General features: G+C 72.0%; 16 protein-coding genes. 6 read left to right on the top strand and 10 right to left on the bottom strand.

What is annotated here, in order from left to right; all coding sequences use genetic code 11:
* The first annotated feature begins 74 nt into the window (after positions 1-74).
* Together ACIQBL_RS17660 and ACIQBL_RS17655 are read left to right on the top strand one after the other, a co-directional pair.
* A complete protein-coding gene (locus ACIQBL_RS17660; protein ID WP_401942413.1) occupies positions 75-626 on the top strand; it encodes a hypothetical protein in 552 nt (183 codons plus the stop codon).
* The gene (locus ACIQBL_RS17655; RefSeq protein ID WP_401942410.1) at positions 623-1,255 is read left to right on the top strand and encodes a TMEM175 family protein; all 633 of its coding nucleotides are present in this window, start codon (positions 623-625) and stop codon (positions 1,253-1,255) included. Before ACIQBL_RS17660 ends, ACIQBL_RS17655 begins: the two co-directional genes overlap by 4 nt.
* A 149-nt stretch (positions 1,256-1,404) precedes the next feature.
* Here ACIQBL_RS17655 and ACIQBL_RS17650 read toward each other — a convergent pair whose 3' ends face one another.
* Entirely contained in the window at positions 1,405-2,334 is a 930-nt protein-coding gene (locus ACIQBL_RS17650; RefSeq protein WP_401942407.1) for an NADP-dependent oxidoreductase, read from the bottom strand.
* A gap of 84 nt (positions 2,335-2,418) precedes the next feature.
* Between ACIQBL_RS17650 and ACIQBL_RS17645 the strand changes: the two genes are divergently transcribed.
* Complete coding sequence (locus tag ACIQBL_RS17645) at positions 2,419-2,799, top strand: winged helix-turn-helix transcriptional regulator (RefSeq protein ID WP_401942405.1); 381 nt, start codon at positions 2,419-2,421, stop codon at positions 2,797-2,799.
* Positions 2,800-3,057: 258 nt separating this feature from the next.
* Here ACIQBL_RS17645 and ACIQBL_RS17640 read toward each other — a convergent pair whose 3' ends face one another.
* The 7 genes from ACIQBL_RS17640 to ACIQBL_RS17610 form a co-directional block, all read right to left on the bottom strand.
* On the bottom strand, positions 3,058-3,627 hold the full coding sequence (locus tag ACIQBL_RS17640) for a hypothetical protein (RefSeq protein ID WP_401942403.1): 570 nt from the start codon (positions 3,625-3,627) through the stop codon (positions 3,058-3,060).
* A 402-nt stretch (positions 3,628-4,029) separates the two neighbouring features.
* Positions 4,030-4,746 (bottom strand): alpha/beta fold hydrolase, encoded by a 717-nt coding sequence (locus ACIQBL_RS17635; protein ID WP_401942400.1) that lies wholly within the window; start codon positions 4,744-4,746, stop codon positions 4,030-4,032.
* A gap of 22 nt (positions 4,747-4,768) precedes the next feature.
* Positions 4,769-5,740 carry an alpha/beta hydrolase gene (locus ACIQBL_RS17630; protein ID WP_401942396.1) on the bottom strand — a complete coding sequence of 324 codons (972 nt, stop codon included), beginning with the start codon at positions 5,738-5,740 and terminating at the stop codon, positions 4,769-4,771.
* 336 nt (positions 5,741-6,076) lie between these two features.
* Positions 6,077-7,021, bottom strand: coding sequence for a helix-turn-helix domain-containing protein (locus tag ACIQBL_RS17625; protein WP_401942393.1), 945 nt, complete (start codon positions 7,019-7,021; stop codon positions 6,077-6,079).
* The gene (locus ACIQBL_RS17620; protein ID WP_401942390.1) at positions 7,006-8,031 is read right to left on the bottom strand and encodes a helix-turn-helix domain-containing protein; all 1,026 of its coding nucleotides are present in this window, start codon (positions 8,029-8,031) and stop codon (positions 7,006-7,008) included. The genes ACIQBL_RS17625 and ACIQBL_RS17620 overlap by 16 nt, the downstream gene beginning before the upstream one ends.
* A 36-nt stretch (positions 8,032-8,067) precedes the next feature.
* Positions 8,068-9,057: an alpha/beta hydrolase gene (locus ACIQBL_RS17615; RefSeq protein ID WP_401942387.1), complete on the bottom strand. Its 990-nt coding sequence runs from the start codon at positions 9,055-9,057 to the stop codon at positions 8,068-8,070.
* Positions 9,058-9,079: 22 nt separating this feature from the next.
* A complete protein-coding gene (locus ACIQBL_RS17610; RefSeq protein WP_401942384.1) occupies positions 9,080-11,668 on the bottom strand; it encodes an AAA family ATPase in 2,589 nt (862 codons plus the stop codon).
* A gap of 139 nt (positions 11,669-11,807) precedes the next feature.
* On the opposite strand from ACIQBL_RS17610, the gene ACIQBL_RS17605 reads away from it, so the two are divergent.
* Positions 11,808-14,585 (top strand): AAA family ATPase, encoded by a 2,778-nt coding sequence (locus tag ACIQBL_RS17605; RefSeq protein ID WP_401942381.1) that lies wholly within the window; start codon positions 11,808-11,810, stop codon positions 14,583-14,585.
* A 467-nt stretch (positions 14,586-15,052) separates the two neighbouring features.
* On the top strand, positions 15,053-16,303 hold the full coding sequence (locus tag ACIQBL_RS17600) for a ricin-type beta-trefoil lectin domain protein (RefSeq protein WP_401942378.1): 1,251 nt from the start codon (positions 15,053-15,055) through the stop codon (positions 16,301-16,303).
* 254 nt (positions 16,304-16,557) lie between these two features.
* On the opposite strand, the gene ACIQBL_RS17595 is transcribed toward ACIQBL_RS17600, so the two are convergent.
* Complete coding sequence (locus tag ACIQBL_RS17595; RefSeq protein ID WP_401942375.1) at positions 16,558-17,460, bottom strand: alpha/beta hydrolase; 903 nt, start codon at positions 17,458-17,460, stop codon at positions 16,558-16,560.
* A 209-nt stretch (positions 17,461-17,669) separates the two neighbouring features.
* Here ACIQBL_RS17595 and ACIQBL_RS17590 point away from each other — a divergent pair, with 209 nt between their 5' ends.
* Positions 17,670-18,566, top strand: coding sequence for a helix-turn-helix transcriptional regulator (locus ACIQBL_RS17590; RefSeq protein WP_401942372.1), 897 nt, complete (start codon positions 17,670-17,672; stop codon positions 18,564-18,566).
* Between the two features lie 494 nt (positions 18,567-19,060).
* On the opposite strand, the gene ACIQBL_RS17585 is transcribed toward ACIQBL_RS17590, so the two are convergent.
* Positions 19,061-19,927, bottom strand: coding sequence for an alpha/beta fold hydrolase (locus ACIQBL_RS17585; RefSeq protein WP_401942369.1), 867 nt, complete (start codon positions 19,925-19,927; stop codon positions 19,061-19,063).
* Between the last annotated feature and the right edge of the window lies 1 nt (position 19,928).

Below are 19,928 nucleotides of genomic sequence, written 5' to 3'. Positions count from 1 at the left end.
CGGTCATAATGCGACCGTCCAACATTGGACTCTCGCTTTTCCAGGCTCCTGGACTCACCACGGAGGAATCACCGGTGAATTACGTCCGCGGTTTCGCGCCCTGGCTGTGTTACGCAGCCCTGAGCCCGGTCGACTGGCGACTGGGCACAAGCGCCGCCGCACTCGCCGCGCTCAGCCTGCTCGCCAGGCAGCTCCGCACCCGCAGCGTCGACCTGCTCTGCTCCGCCACCTGCGTCTTCTTCGTCGTCATGGCCGGCGTCGCGCTGACGGACCCGGCCTCAGGTCTGCAGCACTGGATCTGCGCGCTGGCGAACGGCACCCTCGCGGCCACGGCCCTCGCCTCCCTCGCCGTACGCCGCCCCTTCACCCTGGCCTTCGCCCGGGCCGAGGTGCCGCAGGAGTTCTGGAACGCGCCCCGGTTCATCCGGGTCAACATGGTCCTGACGACCATCTGGGCCTCCGCCTTCACGCTCGGCGCGCTCGCCTGCGCCTTCGTCGTCCAGTACGAACACGCCGCGACCGTGCCACTGGTCACCGTCCAGGTCCTGGCGTTCGTCGTCCCGTTCGTCCTCTCCGGCCGTTACGCCGACCGAGCCAAGGCCGCTGCCGGACAGGCCATGGCATGACCACACACACCGGGACGCACGAGCAGGACGACGTCGCCGAGCCGGCCGGTCCGGAGCGGCTGATCTACTTCTCCGACGCGGTGGTGGCCATCGCCATCACGCTGCTGGCCCTGGAACTGCCGGTCCCGGGGGCGGAAGCCCACGGCGACACGGGCGTCGCGCACTTCATGCGCGAGCACCTGACGGAGTACGTCGCGTTCCTCGTCAGCTTCACCGCCATCGCCATGCAGTGGCTGCTCCACCAGCGTCTCTTCCGGTACGCGACCGGACTGTCGGGCGGCGCCATCCGCTGGAACCTGCTGTGGCTGCTGATGATCGTCATCACGCCGTTCACGACGAAACTGCTGACCAGCGAGGCCGACGCCTTCCAGATCCAGTTCATCGTGTACGCCGCCAACCAGGCCCTGACCGGCCTGTTCTTCCGACTGGCCTTCGCCGACCTGGGCAGGTCCGGGGTGCTGCGCCCCGACGCCCCCCGAAAGGTCGTCGCGGACACCCTGGCCTGGGTGGACGCGATGATCGTCACCTTCGCGCTCTCGATCCCCGTCGCCCTGGTCACGCACTGGGCATCCGTGTGCTGGGCACTGCTTCCGGTGACACGGATGGCCCTGCAGCGCGTCACCCGCTGAGGAAGGGCCGCCCGGCAACCCCGGGCGGTCCTGATCGACGAAAACCGGGAACCGCCGAAGCCGCGCGGCTGAGAGGACATCTCATGCGGCGAGGCGGCGGCGGTAGCGGTAGCGGATAGGGACGTACCCCGCGAGGCCCCATGACGGGATCAGACGGTGAGGACGAGCTTGCCCTGGAGGTGACCGGCGTCGAGCAGCCGGTGCGCGTCGGTGACGCGCTCGAACGGGAACGTCTCCTGCACGTGGACCCGGAGCCTGCCCTGTTCGACGAGTGCGACGAGACCTCGCAGGGCGACCGGATCGGGGTCGACCGCGATGCCGCTGAAGCGCATGCCGGCCGCCTCGTACCCGGCGACCAGCTGCGGATCGTCCTCGGCGACCGCCGTCACCAGGTGACCGCCCGGGCGGAGCACTGCGAGCGAACGCTCGACGGTGTCGCCGCCGATCGTGTCGAGCACGACGTCGATGTGGTGGACCGCCTCGGTGAAGTCGACCGCCGTGTAGTCGATCACCTCGTCGGCGCCGAACCCCTCGACGAACTCCCGCTTGCTCCCACTGGCAGTCGCGATCACATGCGCGCCGAGCGCCTTCGCGATCTGGATCGCGACGTGGCCGACCCCGCCACCGCCGCCGTGGACCAGGACGCGGTCGCCCTCGCTCACACCGCCGAGATCGACGAGACCCTGCCACGCCGTCAGCCCGACGACCGGAAGCGCCGCCGCCTCGACGTGCGAGAGCGACGCAGGCTTGCGTACCAGGTGCAACGCCGGCGCCGACACGACCTCTGCGTACGCGCTCGCCGCCCGCGGGAACAGCGGCATCCCGAACACCTCGTCGCCGGGCCTGAACCGCCACGTCTGCGGCGACTCCTCGACCACGCCGCTGATGTCCCAGCCGAGGATGAACGGCGGCCGGCCGAGCAACGGGAACTCGCCGGCGCGCAGACGCGCCTCCAGCGGGTTCAGCCCGATCGCCTTGACCCGGACGAGAACCTCGGTCGGAAGGGGCCGGGGCTCGGGCGCGTCCACGATGGTGAGCACCTCGGGACCGCCGAGCGTCTGCTGGGTGATGACTCGCATGACTCTCCTGCGCTGTGGAGCTTTGGAAGGGGGAGAGAACCCAGGCTAGGTTTCCGACAGGAACCAGCAGGTACCTTAGGCGCCATGAGCGGTTTCGGTCCCGGTGATGGCTTTCTTGCCGACTGCCCGGCGCGTCTGACGGTCGAACTCCTCGCCGACAAATGGACGGCGGTCGTGCTCTACGCCCTCAGCCAGGGCCCGGTACGCCACGGCGAACTGATCGAGCTGATCGGCGGCATCTCCCGCAAGATGCTCACCCAGACACTGCGACGCCTCCAGGCACACGGACTCATCAGCCGCCACGCCTACGCCGAGGTACCGCCCCGCGTCGAGTACGAACTCACCCCACTCGGCGCGACACTCATCGAACCGATCCACATGCTGACCGAGTGGGCGAGGGCGAACGGCGACGCGGTACTCGACGCGCTCGACGCCGATCCCGCCCCGGCCGCCCACGGCGACTGAGACCCCGTCAGGGCACGGAGTGTCCTCTCGGCCGCTCCTCGGTATCGACGTCGGTGCCCGAACGCAGCCAGGTGCGCAGTCCGATGTCGGCACACGGGCTACGGCTCGGGCGACGGCCTCCAACTCGGGCCAGCACTTGGGTCCCTGACGTACCGTCAGGAGACACCGAGGGAACCGGAGTTGCCGAATCAGAGGTACTGGCAGTGCTGGTGCTCCGCTCCGCGATGCAAGGAGATGAGGTGTCGGCGCCGGCTGTTGTCAGCCCTTGTCACCGGCGAAGGGCCTGCGGGTGACGGTGGCGCGGATGGTGGTCTGGGAGTGGCGTTCGACGGTGGGGTTGGCGGAGCCGCCGTCGGGCTCGCCCCAGACCAGTTCGACCTGCTGGCCGTACCGCACATCGTCGTCGATCATGACGACGGACATCCAGCCGCGGACGTTGGCGGTGTAACCGCACAGAGTCGAGAGGCCGACGAGGCGGCCGTTGCTCTCGACGCGGTCGAAATGGGAGGCCGCGTAGAAGGCGGCGGGCATCTCGATGTACTTGAAGCGCCGGTCGCCCTGCTCGTACTGGGAGGCGAAGACTCGGGCGACGTCGTCGCGATGCCAGGCCTTGCGGCGGTGTTTCTCGACCTTCCGGCGTTCCAATGCCTCGCGGCCGATGAAGTCGTGGTCGAACTTGAGGATGTGGCCGTAGCCGAGGTCCCACGGGGTGACGTAGTAGTCCTCGACGCGGTCGGAGGCGAAGCTGCCGCCGAGGGAGAGGTTGGCCTCGAAGGCCCTGACGCCTAGCCATTCGCGGTACGTCTGCATGCTCTCGCCCGCGTACACGGCGGGGACGGTGTTGGCGATTCAGCCGGACTCGGTGGCCACGGAGGCGTAGGCGCGGGCGCCGATCCGGCGGACCCCGAAGGGCTCGCCGGAATCCAGTACTCGACCCCGCGCACGCGACGCCCGGCACGGAAGTCGTCGTCCTGTGGGGCCGTCCGGGCACCCCACAGCGGGAGATCCGGGCGACGGTCACCACGCTGCCCTTCAAACCGGACAACCGACGCACCGACGTCACCAAGCAGTGACGGCTCCTCGCGACCATCTTCCGCGCTTCACCGAGCCGTTGGACCGCCCTCGCCGCCGGAGTGCGGCTCGTGGCGTCGGCCGCGCCGGTCACCCCGGAACGAGGAACGGCGCGGCCGGACACCGTACGGATGTCCGGGCGCGCCGCCCCGCGCCGTGTCAGCTGGTCGCGCGCACCGCGTCACGGATCAGGTCGGCGACCTCCTTGGGCCGGGAGACCGCCACGGCGTGCGAGGCGCCTTCGAGTTCGACGATGACGGCCCCGGCCCGCTTCGCGCCGAAGCGCTCGACCTCGGGGTTGATCGCCTCGTCCGCCCCGGCGATGAGCGCCCAGGCCGGCTTCGTCTTCCACGCGGCAGCGGCGGCGGTCTCCTCGAACGCCGCGGCGGCCAGCGGGCGTTGGGCCGCCGCGAGGATCCTGGTGACGTCCGCGGGCACGTCGGCGGCGAACACCGACGGGAAGGCGTCCTGGGCGATGGTGACCTCGACGGCCGTGTCGCCGCCCGCGACCGGGTACGTCCACTCCTTGAGGTTGCTGACGAGCGACGAGAGCGGGAAGCGTCCCTGCAACTCGCCGAGGCTCTCGCCTTCTTCGAGGGCGTAGGCCGCCACATAGACCAGACCGACCACGTTCGGGGCGATGCCGGCCACGGTGATCAGCGCACCGCCGTAGGAGTGGCCGACGAGGACGACCGGGCCGTCGATCTGGGACGCCACGGACGTGATGTACGCGGCGTCGGATGCCAGGCCGCGCAGCGGGTTCGACGGCGCGAGTACGGGGATGCCGTGGCTCTGAAGTTCCGCGACGACCCCGGACCAGCTGCCGGCGTCCGCGAAGGCGCCGTGCACGAGAAGGACGGTGGGAGTGGGGGACATGAGGGGTCTCTTTCCGGGTGTCTCAGCGGCCGTGGAGTGCGGTACGCAGGGTGTCGACGGCCAGGGCGATCGCGGCTTCGGCGGCGTGGGTCTCGCGCAGGGCGTTGAGCATGACGAAGTCGTGGATGATGCCCTGGAAGCGGACGGCGGTGACGGGGACGCCGGCTTCGCGGAGCTTGTTGGCGTAGGCCTCGCCCTCGTCGCGCAGTACGTCGGCCTCGCCGGTGATGACGAGGGCCGGGGGCAGTCCGGTGAGCTGCTCGGTGGTGGCGCGCAGCGGGGACGCGGTGATCTGGGCGCGTTCGGCCTCGTCGGTCGTGTACTGGTCCCAGAACCACTGCATGCCGTCACGGCGCAGGAAGTAGCCGGTGGCGAACTGGTGGTAGGAGCCGGTGTCGAAGGTGGCGTCGGTGACCGGGTAGAACAGCACCTGCTGCACCAGGGGAACATCCCCCCGCTCCTTGGCCATCAGGGTCAGCGCGGCGGTCATGTTGCCGCCGACGGAGTCGCCCACCACGGCGATGCGGTCGGCGTCCAGGCCCTTGGTGGCGCCCTCCGCGACGACCCACTGGGCGACCGTGTAGTTCTGCTCGATGGCGACGGGGTAGCGGGCCTCGGGGGAGAGGTCGTACTCCGGGAAGACCACGGCGGCGTTGGCGCCCACGGCGAGTTCGCGGACGAGCCGGTCGTGGGTGTGGGCGTTGCCGAAGACCCAGCCGGCGCCGTGGATGTAGACGATCACCGGCAGGGGCCCGGAGGCACCCGCGGGCTTCACGATCCGGGCCCGGACGCTGCCCGTCGGGCCGCCGGGGACGGTGATCCACTCCTCGTCGACGGCGGGCTTGGCGATCTCGCCGGACTGCACCTCGTCGACCGCCTTGCGGCCCTCCGCGGGCGGCAGGTCGAAGAGATAGGGCGGGTTGGCGGTCGCCTCCGCGAAGGCGGCTGCCGCCGGCTCCAGCACCGGCTGGACCGGCTCGACGGCGTCGGACATGTGCTTCTCCTCGGTTTCGGATGAGATCGGCGGGGACCTCGCTCCGACGTTAGGACCGAGGGACCGTTGGACCTTGCGCGTCAGTGCACCGGAGCTGATCCAGTAGTGCACCCGACGGGGACCTCGTGCGCGGTCGGGCGCGAACTGCCGCGGGATTCACCGCTGTTCCCTCCGCGGGAGGTCGGCGAAGGGTGCCCACGACGGCGGTCGGCGGCTTGGTCGCCCCTGCGCCACGCAGTTGGTCGATGCGCTGTGGCCGACGGTCGATCTCCCTGACCGTGCCGATCGGATTCCTCGCGTCGGTGCGGTCTGTACCGGGCCGATGCCCAGACCGCGTCAGCCGTCCGACCGCTGCCCGCGGTACCGCGCCGGGGACATCCCGTACGCCTTGTGGAACGCGTGGCTGAAGTGGGCGGGGCTGACGAACCCCCACCGGGCGGCCACCGCGGCGATGGTCCGGTCGGCCGCCGTGGGGCGGGCGAGTTCGGCTCTGCACGACTCGAGCCGGCGCCGGCGTATCCAGCCGCCGACCGTGGTGCCCTGCTCCTGGAAGAGCTTGTGCAGATAGCGCAGGGAGACGCCGTGCTCGTCGGCGAGGACTCGGGGGGAGAGTTCGGGCTCACCGAGGCGGGTCTCGATGGTGGCCTTGACGCGGTCGAACAGCGTGGCCTCCTCCGCGCCCGCCGCGTCCGGGGCAGCCAGCCGATCCGCGGCCAGGGTGGCGAGGAGGCCGGCGACAGCGCGGGCGAGCTCCTCGCGGGCGGTCGGTGCGGTCGTGCCGATCTCCTGCGCGAGTCCGGACAGGAGCGGGAGCAGAAACGCGGTCGGGCCGTCGGGCGCGTCGCCGATGACCTTCGCGGTGACCCGGCGCAGCTCCGCCTCGCCCAGCCTCAGCAGCGGGCGCGGAACCATCAGGACCCGCGCCCGCTGGTGCTCCGGCAGGACGAGGTCGAACGGCCGGCTCGCGTCGTAGAAGGCCAGGACTCCGGGGTGCAGGTCCGCCGAGCGGCCGTCCTGGAACAGCCGGGCCCGGCCGTCGAGTTGCAGTCGGGCGAAGATGTGGCCGTGGCCGTCGGCCGCCGTGCCCTGCGGAGTCCGGAGGACCCTCACGGCGTCGGACTCCTCGGTCGCGACCCGAAGCGTGCCCAGCCGGAGTACCTGGAGGGAGCCCCGCCAGGAATCCGGGTCCGGACGGGCGACCAGTTCGAGGTGGCCGTAGGCCGTCGACAGCGCCTGCTTCCACGACGGCAGCTCGTTCACGGCGGTCACGTGGCCCGGCACCGGTCCTCCTCCGTGGCGCGCCGGGCCCGCTCGTCCCGCAGCCAGTCGGTCGGGGAGGCGCCGTACTCCCGGCGGAAGGCCCGTCCGAAGTGCGCGGTGCCGGTGAATCCCCAGCGGCTGGCGACGCTGCCCACGCTCTCGGCGCCGGTCAGTTCCCTGCGGCACTCCTGGAGCCGGAGTCCACGAATCCAGCGGCCGACCGTCGTACCCTCCTGCTCGAACAGCCGGTGCAGATACCGTGCCGAGATGCCATGGGCCCGGGCGACGACCGCGGGCGTGAGGCCCGGCTCCGCCAGGTGCCATCGGATGAACCGCTGGATGCGCAGCAGGAGTACCCGGTCTGCGCCGGGCAGGAAGGCCGGCTCCTCGCCCAGTTGCTGCGCCGCGGCTGCGGCCAGCAGGCCTATGGCACTCTCGGCCAGCCGCTCGGCGACCGGTCCGGAGTAGGACTCGGACGTGTCCGCGAGACGCGACATGAACGGTGAGAGCAGGGCCGCGAGCCCGCCCACCGGACGCAGGGCCCGAGCCGTGATCCGTGCCAGGGCCGCCTCGGGCTGGCCGAGGAGACAGCGCGGCACGGCGAAGATCTTCTGCTGGAACCGCTGTGGATACCGCGTGCGGAACGGACGGAGGGTCTCGAAGAACGCGATGTCACCGGGGTGAAGCTCCGTGTACCGGCCGTCCTGTTCGACCTGGGCGGTGCCGCTGCTCAGTACGGCGACGAGTACCTGCCCGCCGTCGCCGTGGGCGACGAAGCGCGGGGCCCGGTGGACCTCTCCCGGATCGCAGTCGACCGTGGTGATGTGGAGTTCGCCGAGTCGGTCCGTACGCATCGTGGCGTTGTACATCCCGGTTTCCGTGGAGATGTCCATCCCCACCAGCGTGGCGAGCACGGCGTCGTGCCAGAACTCCAGGCTCTCGCCGGCCGGTACGGAACTCGTGCAGAGCACCTGGCCGCGTCGCCTCACGGTGGGGTCGTTCCCTGTGAAGGAATCGTAGAGGGCTGACATACCCGTCAGTGTGTCTTCGGCCGACGGGCGGACGCATCAGTCGGTCGACTGGTCCTCGCCGCTCAGCAGGTCGCGCAGAAAGGCGACGCCCTGCCGCACGGCGGCCCGCGTCGGCGGACTGTCACGCAGTGCGGCCAGGGAGACGAAGTCGTGGACCGTGCCCAGGAAGCGGGTCGAGGTCACCTCGACCCCGGCCAGGCGCAGCCGGTCGGCGTACTGCTCACCCTCGTCCCGTGTCACATCGGCCTCCGCCGTGATCAGCAGGGCCGGTGGCAGTCCCGCCAGCTCCGCCGGGTCGGCGCGCAACGGGGACGCGGTCGGCTCGGCCAGTTCGCGGGGATCGTCGCTGTACTGCCGCCAGTACCCGCGCAGGGCCTCCCGGGTGAGCAGATATCCCTCGGCGAACTCCCGCTGGGAGGCGCTGGCGCAGCGCGCGTCGGTGATCGGGTAGTACAGCAGCTGGGCATGGATCCTCGGGCCGCGGCGCGACTTCGCCAGCATGGTGAGCGCGATGGCCAGGGTGGCGCCCGCGCAGTCCCCGGCCACCGCCAGCCGGGTCGCGTCCAGTGCGAGTTCGGCCGCGTGGCGGACCACCCAGGCCATGAGGGCGTAGCACTCCTCGACGGCCACGGGGTAGCGGGCCTCGGGGGCGCGGCTGTACTCGGGGACGACGGCGGCCACTCCCGCGCCGAGCACGAGTTCGCCGATGAGCCGGGCGTGGGTCCGCGCGTCTCCCAGTGTCCACCGGCCGCCGTGGACGTAGAGCAGGACGGGCAGCGGGCCACGGACTCCGGGCGGTCTGAAGATCCAGAAGCCCACCAGCCCGGACGGTCCCACGGGCGCCACCTGGAAGGAGGCGTCCACCGCGAAGTCCTCCACCTCGTGGGCCTGGGACTCCCTCAGGGCCTGTCGGCCGACGGCCGGCGACAGCTCGTGCAGGAAGGGCGGCGCCGAGGACGCCTCGACCAGGCGCTGCACCAGGGGATCGAGCACCAGGGCGGAGGGGCGCCGTCCGTCCGGCTTCATGCGCTTCCCGCCTCTCGGTCGGTCACTTCTCGCACATCAGGAGATCGCGCAACTGGTGGCGGCTGCTGATACCGAGCTTGGGATAGACGTTGTAGAGGTGCGAACCCACGGTGCGCGGCGACAGGAACAACTGCTCGCCGATCTCCCGGTTCGACAGACCGTCCGCGGCCAACCGTACGATCTGCCGTTGCTGGGCGGTCAGTTCGCCCAGCGGATCCGCCGATGCGGGCGCCTCGGCGACTCCGCTCGCCCGCAGCTCGCCGCGGGCCGACTCGGCAAGGTGCCGCGCGCCGAGCCCGGTGGCCGCTTCCCGTACGACGGTCAGCTGGGCGCGGGCCTCCAGCGGCCTCCTGCGTCTGCGCAGCCAGATCGCGTAGTCCAGACGGGCCCGGGCCCGTTCCAGGGGCCAGCGGGCAGCCTCCGGATTGACCACGGCCAGCTGGAAGTGGTGCTCGGGGTCCGCGTCCTCGTCGACCAGCGCCGCCGCGTGGTGCAGGAGCAGCGTCATCCGGGTCGTCGGCCGGGCGCCCTGGCTTCGCCGGACCCGCGCGAGGACGTGCGCCGCCTCCCGCCGTCGGCCCGTGCGATGGGCGGCGACGGCCAGTTCGGCGACGCAGCGGGGCGAGAGGAAGGGGTCGAGGGGATCGCCGTCGTCCGCGAACAGCGTCCGCAGGTGCCGGAAGGCGCCGTCTCCGTCCCCCAGGACCATGGCCGTCAGACCGCGGGCCCGCAGCATCCGGGCATGTGTGGCGCGGTTCTCGTGCAGACTGACGGAGCGCCAGTTCGAGCCGGTGAACCGCGCGCCCGGCACACTCTCGCCGCGCAGCGCGCGCAGGGTCGTACCCAGGGCTTCGAGATCCATCTCGACGCGGGTCCACCGATGGACGGCGGCGTACGAGAGCCCCTCCTCGATCAGGGACTCGGCCTCCGCCCAGCGTCCGAGATCCAGGAGCGTGTCCACCTGGTCCGCGACGGTCCAGGCGAGGGGACCCAGGGCACCTTGCGCGCGCAGGCGCTCGCCCGCCTGCCGGAACTGCTCCGCGCACAGGTCCGACTCGTCGGTGTGATGGGCGAGCGAGGCGGTCGTGAGCAGCCGGGCGGGCCGGCTCAGACCGGTCGTGGTCGCGGCGAGGGCCTGCAGGGAGGCGAGTACGTCCGTGTGCCGCCCGCCGTCCTCGGACACCCGGCCGACGAGGGATCCCAACTGCCGCCAGTGCTGCGGGAGTCCGGACTGGCGGGCGACACCCGTCGCGACGGCCGCCAGGGCGAAGGCCGTCGTGGTGTCGCTCTCCGGCGTGCGCCGTGCCGTCTCCAGCAGGAGGTCGAACGCCTCTCGCTGGAACGACTGCAACGACAGCGCCCCGCTCATGGCGCAGGCCGCGGCAGCCGTCGGCTCCGGATCCCGGTTCACCCGGCCCGACGCCGCGTACAACTCGCGCATCCACGCCGGGTCGCCGACGTCGCTCGCGGCGGTGAGTGCCGTGGCGAGACGGCGGGCGCGGTCGTGGTCGAGAGGACTGAGGAGCGCGGCCTGCTCCAGCATGCGGGCCGCGGTGAAGCGGTCGCCCCGCACGGAATCCGCTTCCAGTGCCGCCGCCACGGACTCGTCCGGACCGACGGCTGCCGCGGCCAGGTGCGAGGGGCCGTGGGCGGACACGGCCGCCAGATCCTGGTGGGCCCGCCGGCGCAGCTGCGCGGGCTGCCGGTGGTAGGCCGCCGTACGCGTCAGCGGATTGCCGAAGGCCAGTCGCCCCTCGACGACCGTGATCAGCCCGGCCGCCTCCGCCGGGACCCACACCTTCAGGTCGTCGGAGCCCAACGCGGCCATGACGGTGCTGAGTTCGTCCTGCGGCAGCGAGGCCGCCGCGTACAGCAGGGCGCGCCGTGTTCCTTCCGGCAGCGCGTCCAGCCGCGCCGCGAACATCTGCTGGATGGCCCGGCTCCGCTCCCCGGCACCACTGAACTCGATGATCGCCAGCGGATTGCCCTCCGCCCGCCGGAGCAGCTCCAGCCTGGCCCGTCCGACGGGCGCACCCGGCTGCGCGTCCAGCAGCCGGGCCGCCGCCCGCGGGGACAGGGGGCCGAGAGACCGTACGGCGAGGCCCGAGGGGACGCCCGGAGGGGGAGCCTCGCCATGTGCCGCGAACAGCACGGTGACGGACGGGTCGGTGAGTCGTCGTGTCACGAAGGACAGAACGGCCAGGGAGTCGCGGTCGCACTCCTGGAGGTCGTCGACGGTCACCAGGAGGGGACCGGTCCGCGCGAGACGGGCCAACAGCGTCAGAACCGCGATGGACAGGACCCTTCTCTCCGGCGGCACGCCGTCCGCCGCCGGCGCGAAGAGGCTGTGCAAGGCCCGCTGTTGAGGATCCGGGAGGGCGCCGAACTCGTCCGCCACCGGCAGCAGAAGCTGGTGCAGACAGGCGTACGGCTGCCGCGCCTCCGAGGGGCAGGCACGCGCCGACAGGACGCGGGCCCCGCGCTCCCCGGCCTTCCTCCCGGCGATCCGGAGCAGCCGGGTCTTGCCGGTACCGGTGTCCCCCAGGACCAGCAGGGACCGCGACCCGTCCACGCCCCGCAGGATCCGGTCGACGTCCGCTTCCCCACCCACTGCCGCACTCCCGATCACTGTGCCCCGCCCGGAGACCGGATGCTGTCAGGGGTGGGACGGGCACCGCTTCTGTCAGGTGACCGGTCATGCGCGGCGGGCTGGCAGGATGGGACATGAGCGGTGGGGAGAACGGAACTTCATGGACGTCGGTGACTTCGGTGCCGAGCGGGAACACGGGACGGCGATCCTCGGCAGGGATCGCGAGATGGCACGGATCACGCGGTTGGTCGACGCGGCGGACGGCGACGGGCCCAAGGTGCTCGTGCTGACCGGTGAGCCCGGGGTCGGCAAGAGCACCCTGGTCGACCGGGCCGCCACGCGGGCCGTGGACCGCGGCCGACGCGTGCTGCGGGTACGGGGCTGCGAGGGGGAGCAGGACCTCGGCTTCGCCGGGGTGCATCAGCTGCTGCGTCCCGTGCTCAGCGGTGTCGACCGGCTTCCCGCGCGCCAACGCGACGCCCTGCGCCACGCGTTCGGCATGGATCAGGCCGACGGATCACCCACCCCCGACCCGCTGCTGATCAGAAGCGCGGTGCTGACGCTGCTCTCCGACGCGGCGGCGGAACGACCGCTGCTGATCGCCGTCGACGACGCCCAGTGGCTGGACGTCGGCTCGCTGGACGTGCTCGCCTTCGTCGCCCGGCGGCTCGACGAGGAACCCGTCGCCCTGCTGCTCGCGGCACGCGACGAAGCGGTACCGGTGCGCTTCGACCGTGACTTCCCGCATCTGACGGCCGGTCCGCTGGACCGGACAGCGGCCGGGCTCCTGCTGGACCAGCAGCCGTACCCACCGCGCGGCCGGGCCCGTTCGCAGATCATCGAGCAGGCGGCAGGCAACCCCCTCGCCCTCATCGAGCTCGCGCGGGCCTTCGCCAGGGATCCGGGCGGCGGCAATCTCGGCCCGTCCGGTTCGCTGCCCCTCACCGCGCGCCTGGAGCACCTGTTCGCCGCCGACCTGCCCACGCTGCCACCCGCGACTCGCCGAGCCCTGCTCCTGGTGGCCGCCGCGGGCACCGTGCAACTCGCGGACGTGGCGGACGCGGGCGGCCCGGAGGTGTGGCAACCCGCCGAGCAGGCGGGGCTGGTGCGCCTCGACGGCGGCCAGGTGAGGCTCCGCCACCCGTTGGTCCGCTCCGCCGTGTACCAGGCCGCCTCCTTCGCCGAACGCCGCGAGGCCCACCTCACCCTCGCCGCCGCGCTCGCGCACGAACCCGACCGCCGTGCCTGGCATCGCGCCGCTGCCGCACTCGGCTCGGACGAAGACGCCGCCCGCGCCCTGGCCGAGAGCGCGGAACGTCTCCAGCGCCGCGGCGGCCACGCGGCCGCGGCGACCGCCCTAGAACGCGCCGCCGAACTCACCCCCGATCCGCAGGAGCGCGCCCGCCGCCTGCTCGCGGCGGCCACGTCGGCCATGTACGCGGGCCACCCGCAGTGGGTGGGGGAGATCGCGGGCCGCGTCGACGGTCTCACCGACGATCCCCAGCTCCGCGCCGAGGCCTCCCTCCGAGCCGGCTGGTCCCTCGCCGTCACGCTGCGGCACGACGACTCCCTGGCCTTCCTGCTCCCCGTGGCCGAATCCATGGCCGCCCACGCACCGGCCCTCGCCCTGAGCGCCCTGGGAACCGCGGCGACCCCGGCGTACAACTCGGGTGACCCCCGCTACCGGCACGACATCCAGCGGATCAACGGCCTCATCGCGCGGCAGCCCGACGAGACCGACCGCGTCTGGCCGCAGGCCGCCGTCCGTCCGTTCACGGACCGTCGGCAGACCCTGAAGAGCCTCCACCACGCCGTGGACACCCTGCCGGACGGTTCCCTCACCGGTCTCGTTTCCCTCGGCGGCGCGGCCTGGATCCTGGACGAGACCGACGAGGCCGTACGCCTGCTCGACCAGGCCATGGACCAAATGCGCCGGGCCGCCACGGCCGGCGCCAACTGCACCGTCGCGCAGGCCCTGGCCCTTGCCCACTTCGAGAGCGGAGCCTGGAGCGCGGCGCAGGCCGCCGCCGAAGAGGCCCTCGGGATGGCGACGGAGGCGGGCGCGGACAACGTCATGGTGGGAGCACCGCTCCTCCAGGCCACCTTGCGCGCCGCTCGCGGCGATCACGCGGGTGCGCGGGCGCGGGTGGACCACGCCGTCCGTGGCCGGGACCTGCGCAAGTCCCGCAGCCTGTACGTGCGTTACCGCCACGCGCTTGCCCTGGCCGCCCTGGCGGAGGGCGACCACGAGACGGCGTACGGCCAACTCCGCCGCGCCTTCACCCAGGACGCCCGCCCGGCCCCCGTCCACTACCACGCCTCCCTCTACTGCCTCGCCGATCTCGCCGCCGCAGCCGTCCGCGCCGGACAGGCGGACGACGCCCGCGCCGTGCTCCACGCCGCCGAGAGGACCCTGGAGCAGCATCGCTCCGCCCGCCTGGCCGCGATCGTGCACCGTGCCTCGGCACTGCTGAGCGATCCCGACGACGCGGAGCCCCGCTTCCGTGCGGCGATCGGCGACCCGTCCGGCGCCCGCTGGCCCTTCGAACACGCCCTCGCCCACCTCGACTTCGCCGAGTGGCTACGGCGCCGCCGCCGAAGCGCCGAAGCACGACCCCTCCTCGGCACCGCCCTCGACATCTTCGAACGGCTGGACGCACGCCCCTGGGCCGAGCGCACCGCCGCGGAGCTCCGCGCGGCGGGCGTGGCCGTGGCACCTCCCGCCGTTCACGACGTCCTGGCCGACCTCACACCGCAGGAACTGCACATCGCCGAACTGGCAGCGGAAGGCCTGACGAACCGGGACATCGGTACCCGGCTCTACCTGTCTCCCCGCACCATCGGCTTCCACCTGCACAAGATCTTCCCCAAGCTCGGCATCACCGGGCGCGCCCAACTCCGCGACGTCCTCGACCGCGTCCGGCGACCGGACCGGTAACGGCGCCGCGCCGAGTCGCCAAGGGCTTGACGACCGCCGCTGCGCAGCCCGTCCTCCCGGTTTCCTTGTACGCGCACAGTCCGCGGCGGAGGCTCGAGCCGTCCGAGATCCGTTTCACGGGCGACGGACATACGGTGCGCATCTCGCCGGAAGACCTTGATCTCGTCAGCTTTCGCGAACTTGTTGCCAGGCCGAGCAGGCTCGTCGGGTGGGGGATGCCAAAGGCGCGGCGGTGTTCCTTCGCGACGCGATCGAGCCCGCCGAGACCGGGGCGAGGCGGGACACCATGGGCCGGCTCGGCGACCCCAACTGAGCGCGGGGCGCTGGGAGGTGGTGCGTGCCGAGGGGACAGAGGCCCTGTGTATCCGCGAAGGGCTCGACCTCGCCGACGCCGCATGCCCGCGCCCCAAGTTCCGATAGCTTCTGCGCAGTACGGACACCGCGTGTCGCGCCTTGGCCAGAGAGACGTGCACACGACAGAATCGCCCTCGGCTGTGCGGACGACGATCACCGGCGCCCGCTCGACGCCACCACGGACGACGACGTGTTTCGACGAGTCGACGCCGTACCGGCCGCACAGGCCACCACCCCAGTACCGGAAGGACACCATGACGGCCTCCTCCGAGGATCCGACGGCGGAGGCCGCCACGGCCCGGACCGGGCAGCCCGATGCCGCGTCGCTGCCTCTGCCGCGCCGGACGAAGGGGCCCTCGGCGATCGCCGAGGCCGCTGCCGCGCTGGGACCCGCTGCCGGCTCCGAGTCCGGGGACGTGCCCGACCCCGGGTCCGCGCCCCCGCCGCCCATGTCCGCGGCGGCGGCCGAGTTCGCGGCACTCACCGAGACCGCGCGGGACACCCCGGCGCCCGGCGGCCGTACCGGTGTCCTTACCGGTGACGTGGGTGACCATCGCGCCGGTGCCCCAGCCGCCCCGGGCCGACCCATGCCCCGGCTCGTTCGGCGCCGCAAGATGCTGTCTGCTGCCGTCGCCCTTGTCGGCGTCCTGCTGATCGGCTCCCTTTTCCTCATGGGAGGCGGGGACGACGGCAAGGGGCGTCCGGCGGCGGCCGGCACCGGATCGGACACCGCCCTCGGCAGCGCGCGGCACCAGGGCGCATCCGACTCGTCCGGCTCCGCCTCGCCGTCGGGTGAGTCCTCCCCACTCGAGGCCGACCCCACGAACGCCACCCGGCGACCCAGCGGGCAGCCGACCCCGAGCGGCAGTTCACCGGCATCCGGCAAGAACACCGGTGGTGCCACGGCCACCGCGAACGGCGACACAAAGAACGGCGCGGCATCGCCCGGGAATTCGCCCGGGGTCTCCCCGCCGGCCGCCGGTTCCGTGCTGATCCGGGGCCACGCCTCCGGCCGCTGTATCGACGTGACCGGAGGCAGCTCCGCAGACCAGACCCGCCTGCAGATCTGGGACTGCACAGGCACCGCCCGGCAGAAATGGCGGTTCGCGTCGGACGGGACCGTCCGCGCCCTGGGCAAATGCATGGACGTCAACGGCGGTTCACGCGACGACGGCGCGTGGATCCAGCTCGTCGCATGCAACGGCACCGGGGCCCAGCAGTTCCGGCTCAACGCCGCGCACGATCTGGTCAACACCCAGGCCGACAAGTGCGTCGACGTCACAGACGTGGGGACCGGCAACGGCACGCAGTTGCAACTGTGGACCTGTACCGGCGGGGACAATCAGAAGTGGAGTACCGGCTGACGGCACGCCTCCCGGGTGCGTGGCGCGGCCGGTGAGGTGTCGTTACCGAGCAACCGAGACCGCACGTCGGGGGAGCGGGCGACCGGCGGTCGGCCACATACGCGCGAACCGTGCCTGGGCCGGCGCCCGCGAGTGGGCCAACTACCTTTGCCGGACAGCCGATTTGTTCACAAAGGCACTGCCCGTCCAGTTCTTCTTCGTGCGAGAAGAGCAAGGGGAGGGTGTTCGGCGCCGGTCGCCCCGCGGGATCCGGATCAGAGGTACTTCGTGAAGAACGGCGTCAGGTGAGCGGTCGCCCGGTCGACGTACTCGGGGACGTCGTAGAGGGAGACGTGTCCGGCGCCTTCGACGAGGGCCAGCTCCTTGGGGCTGTTCACGCGCGGCAGGAGCTGCTCGGCCTGCCACAGGGAGCCCGCCTTGCTGCCGGCGACCATGAGGAGCGGCTGGGTGAGCAGCGTCTCGACCTGGTGGAAGGCGTCGAAGGCGTAGACGTTCGCGATGCTGGTGAACAGCATGCGGTTGTCGGCGTTCGGGTGCTGGGCGCGGGGAGTGCGGTAGTAGTCGTGGGCCTCGGCCATGTCGGGGACGGTGGTCTCGTCCACCTCCTCGGGCACGTACGGCACGATCGCGGCATCGACGCCCCGGGCTCCGGCGGCCCGCTGTGCCGCGACCGCGTCGAGGGTCGCCAGCTGCGCGGCCACCGGCTCGGTACCGTCCCAGCCCAGGCGGTAGGCGGCGCCGATGTCGATCGGGCTGATGGTGCCGACGGCCTTGATACGGCGGTCGGTCATCGTCGCGTTGACGGCGTAACCGGCGCCGGCACAGATGCCCAGTACACCGATGCGGTCGGCGTCGACGTAACCGAGCGTGGACAGGTGGTCCACGGCCGCCCGTACGTCCTCGACCCGGGAGGCGGGGTCTTCGAGGTGGCGGGGCTGACCGCCGCTCTCACCCTGGTGAGATGCGTCGAAGGCGAGGGTGACGAAGCCTTCGCGGGCGAGCTTCTCGGCGTAGAGGCCGGCCGTCTGCTCCTTGACGCCGCCACCGGGGTGGACGGAGACGATCGCCGGGTACGAGCGGTCCTCGGAGAAGCCTTCCGGGAGGTGGAGGTTTCCGGCCATGGTGATGCCTGCGTTGTCGAAGGTGAGGGGCTGCATGGTGATGTCCTTCGCTGATCCGTGCGGGAGCGCAGCCTGTGGCCGTCGCTGTCCCGATCGAGGTGAATGCCCGCGGTGCCGGTCCGAAACCGTGCGATGAGCGGGCAGACCACCATGCAACCCGTGCATCGGCGAACGAGGGAGTCACCGTCGAGAGGTGTCATGGCAGGGCACCCCACCAACCCTTGCGGCTGCCTAGCCTGGAAGACATGGACCCCATGGACCACCGCAGCGAGATCCGCGAGTTCCTGACCTCCCGCCGGGCCAGGATCACCCCCGACCAGGCCGGGCTGCCCAGCTACGGCGTCCGCCGGGTGCCCGGGCTGCGGCGCGCCGAGGCCGCGCAGCTCGCCGGGGTCAGCGTCGAGTACTACGCCCGCCTGGAACGGGGCAACCTCGCCGGAGTGTCCGACGCCGTCCTGGACTCGCTCGCCCGCGCCCTGCGCCTGGACGACGCCGAACGTGCCCACCTCCACGACCTGGCCCGCACCGCAGGAACAAGCCCGCGCCGCCGCCGCGGACCGGCGGCTCCGCAGGGCGTGCGCCCCAACGTCCAGCGCCTCCTCGACACGATGACCGACACCCCGGCGGCCGTCATCAACGGCCGCACCGACGTCCTGGCGACCAACGCGCTCGGCCGGGCCCTGTTCGCCCCGCTCCACGACACCACGACACGCCCGCCCAACCACGCCCGGCTCATCTACCTCGACGCCCGCTCCCACGACTTCTGGGACAACTGGGACCACGCCGCAGACGACGCGGTGGCCCTGCTGCATGCCCACGCCGGCCGGAACCCCTTCGACCCGGAACTGACCGCCCTGATCGGCGAACTGTCCACCCGCAGTACGGACTTCCGCAGCCGCTGGGCCCGTCACGACGTCCGCCGCCACACCACCGGCGTCAAACACCTCCACCACCCCGCCATCGGCACCCTCCACCTCACCTTCGAGGCGATGGCACTCGTCGCGGACGAGGACCTGACCCTCCTCGCCTACGGCGCCGATCCGGGCAGCACCTCCGAGGACGGCCTGCGCCTGCTGGCGACCTGGGCGGCCACCCACGACCAGCAGCGGAGGCGGACGGTTCGTACCGCCGACGAAACCTGAGCTGCCCGGTCGGCGCCTGCGAGAACCCCGCGAACTCCTCAACCGTCGTGTTGTGGTGTTTGTGTCTCTGGGAGTGGTCCGGGGTGTCTCCACACCGCAGGTGGGCTTGGCGTGAGCAGTGTCTGTCGTTTGCGGGAGACTGTTCAACTCGCGTGCCGCAGCGCCGACTTGGGGAGGGTCGCGGGATTCCCGCACCTGGACCCGGCCGACTGCGGCACGGCCGGGCCCGCGCAGCCGTAGGTACCCGCGGGGCACGGCGTCAAGGTGGTGCCTGTCGGCCCTCGTCTGCCGGAGTTGTTGCTCCCGGTCGCCCGGGACCTGCGGGTGACCGCGGACACTGTCCGCGGCAGTGGGAATGCGTCTCGGACCAGGCTCCCGTGACCGGTGTTGAGCGCGGCGGGCGCCGCCGTCGCAGCGCTGCCCCGTACGGCAGTCGAACCGGCTGCCGCGGGTTGATCGCCCCGGCGGTGATGGATGCGCTTACCCCCTGCTGGTCATTGAGACTGCTTGCCGAGGAGGAATTCGTCGATGAGGGCCGCGGTCTCGGCAGGCTGGTCCTCGGTGACGAAGGGGCCGGAGTCCTCGATGATGCGCAGCCGGGCGTCGGGGATGAGGCCTGCGAGCCGCTCGCCGTGGGCGAGGGGGAAGAAGTTCTGGCGGGCCCAGGCGATGAGGGCGGGGTGGGGGAAGGTCCGCAGGCCCTCGGCCGCTTCCTTGGTGAAGGTGGTGGAGATGGCCCGTACCAGGCGGGCGAAGTCCTGCCGGGTGGTGGGGTGTTCGCGGAGCGGGCCGGTGTAACTGGCCATGATGTCGGCGGGGATGGGGCGGCGGGTGAGCAGGCCGAAGGCGATGGGTAACCGTTGGACGGTGCGCAGCCGCATCGACTCGGCGAGGATCTTGAGTCCGGCGGGGGTGCGGCCGAACACCTGCAGGTGGCGGATGGGCAGCGGCAGGAAGTTGTCGAAGGCGTCGCAGGGGGTGAGGACCAGGGACCCGATTCTGTCGGGGTGGCGCGCGGCCACGGCCTGGCAGATGGCGCCGCCGGTGTCGTTGCCGACCAGGGCGGGCGCCTCCAGGCCGAGCGCTGTGATGGTGCGCTGGACGAGGTCGGCGAGGCCGAACAGCGTGAAATCGGTGCCGGGACGCATGGGTGCGGTGTGCCCGCCCAGCGGCCAGTCCGGGGTGATGCACCGGTAGCGGTCGCTCAACCGCGCGACAACGCCGCGCCAGACGTCGGCGTTGGCGATGATGCCGTGGACGAACACGATGGGCGGCCCGGTGCCGGTCTCGTGGTAGCGGATCACTCCCTCGGGGAGTTCGATGTCGTGCAGGGGGCCCAGTTCGGAGACTGCGGTGGCCATG

The organism is Streptomyces sp. NPDC088350, assembly GCF_044753545.1.
In the GTDB taxonomy this organism is placed as follows: Bacteria; Actinomycetota; Actinomycetes; order Streptomycetales; family Streptomycetaceae; genus Streptomyces.
The sequence above is the reverse complement of the archived record's forward strand: the minus strand, read 5'-3'. Positions and strand labels throughout refer to the sequence as shown.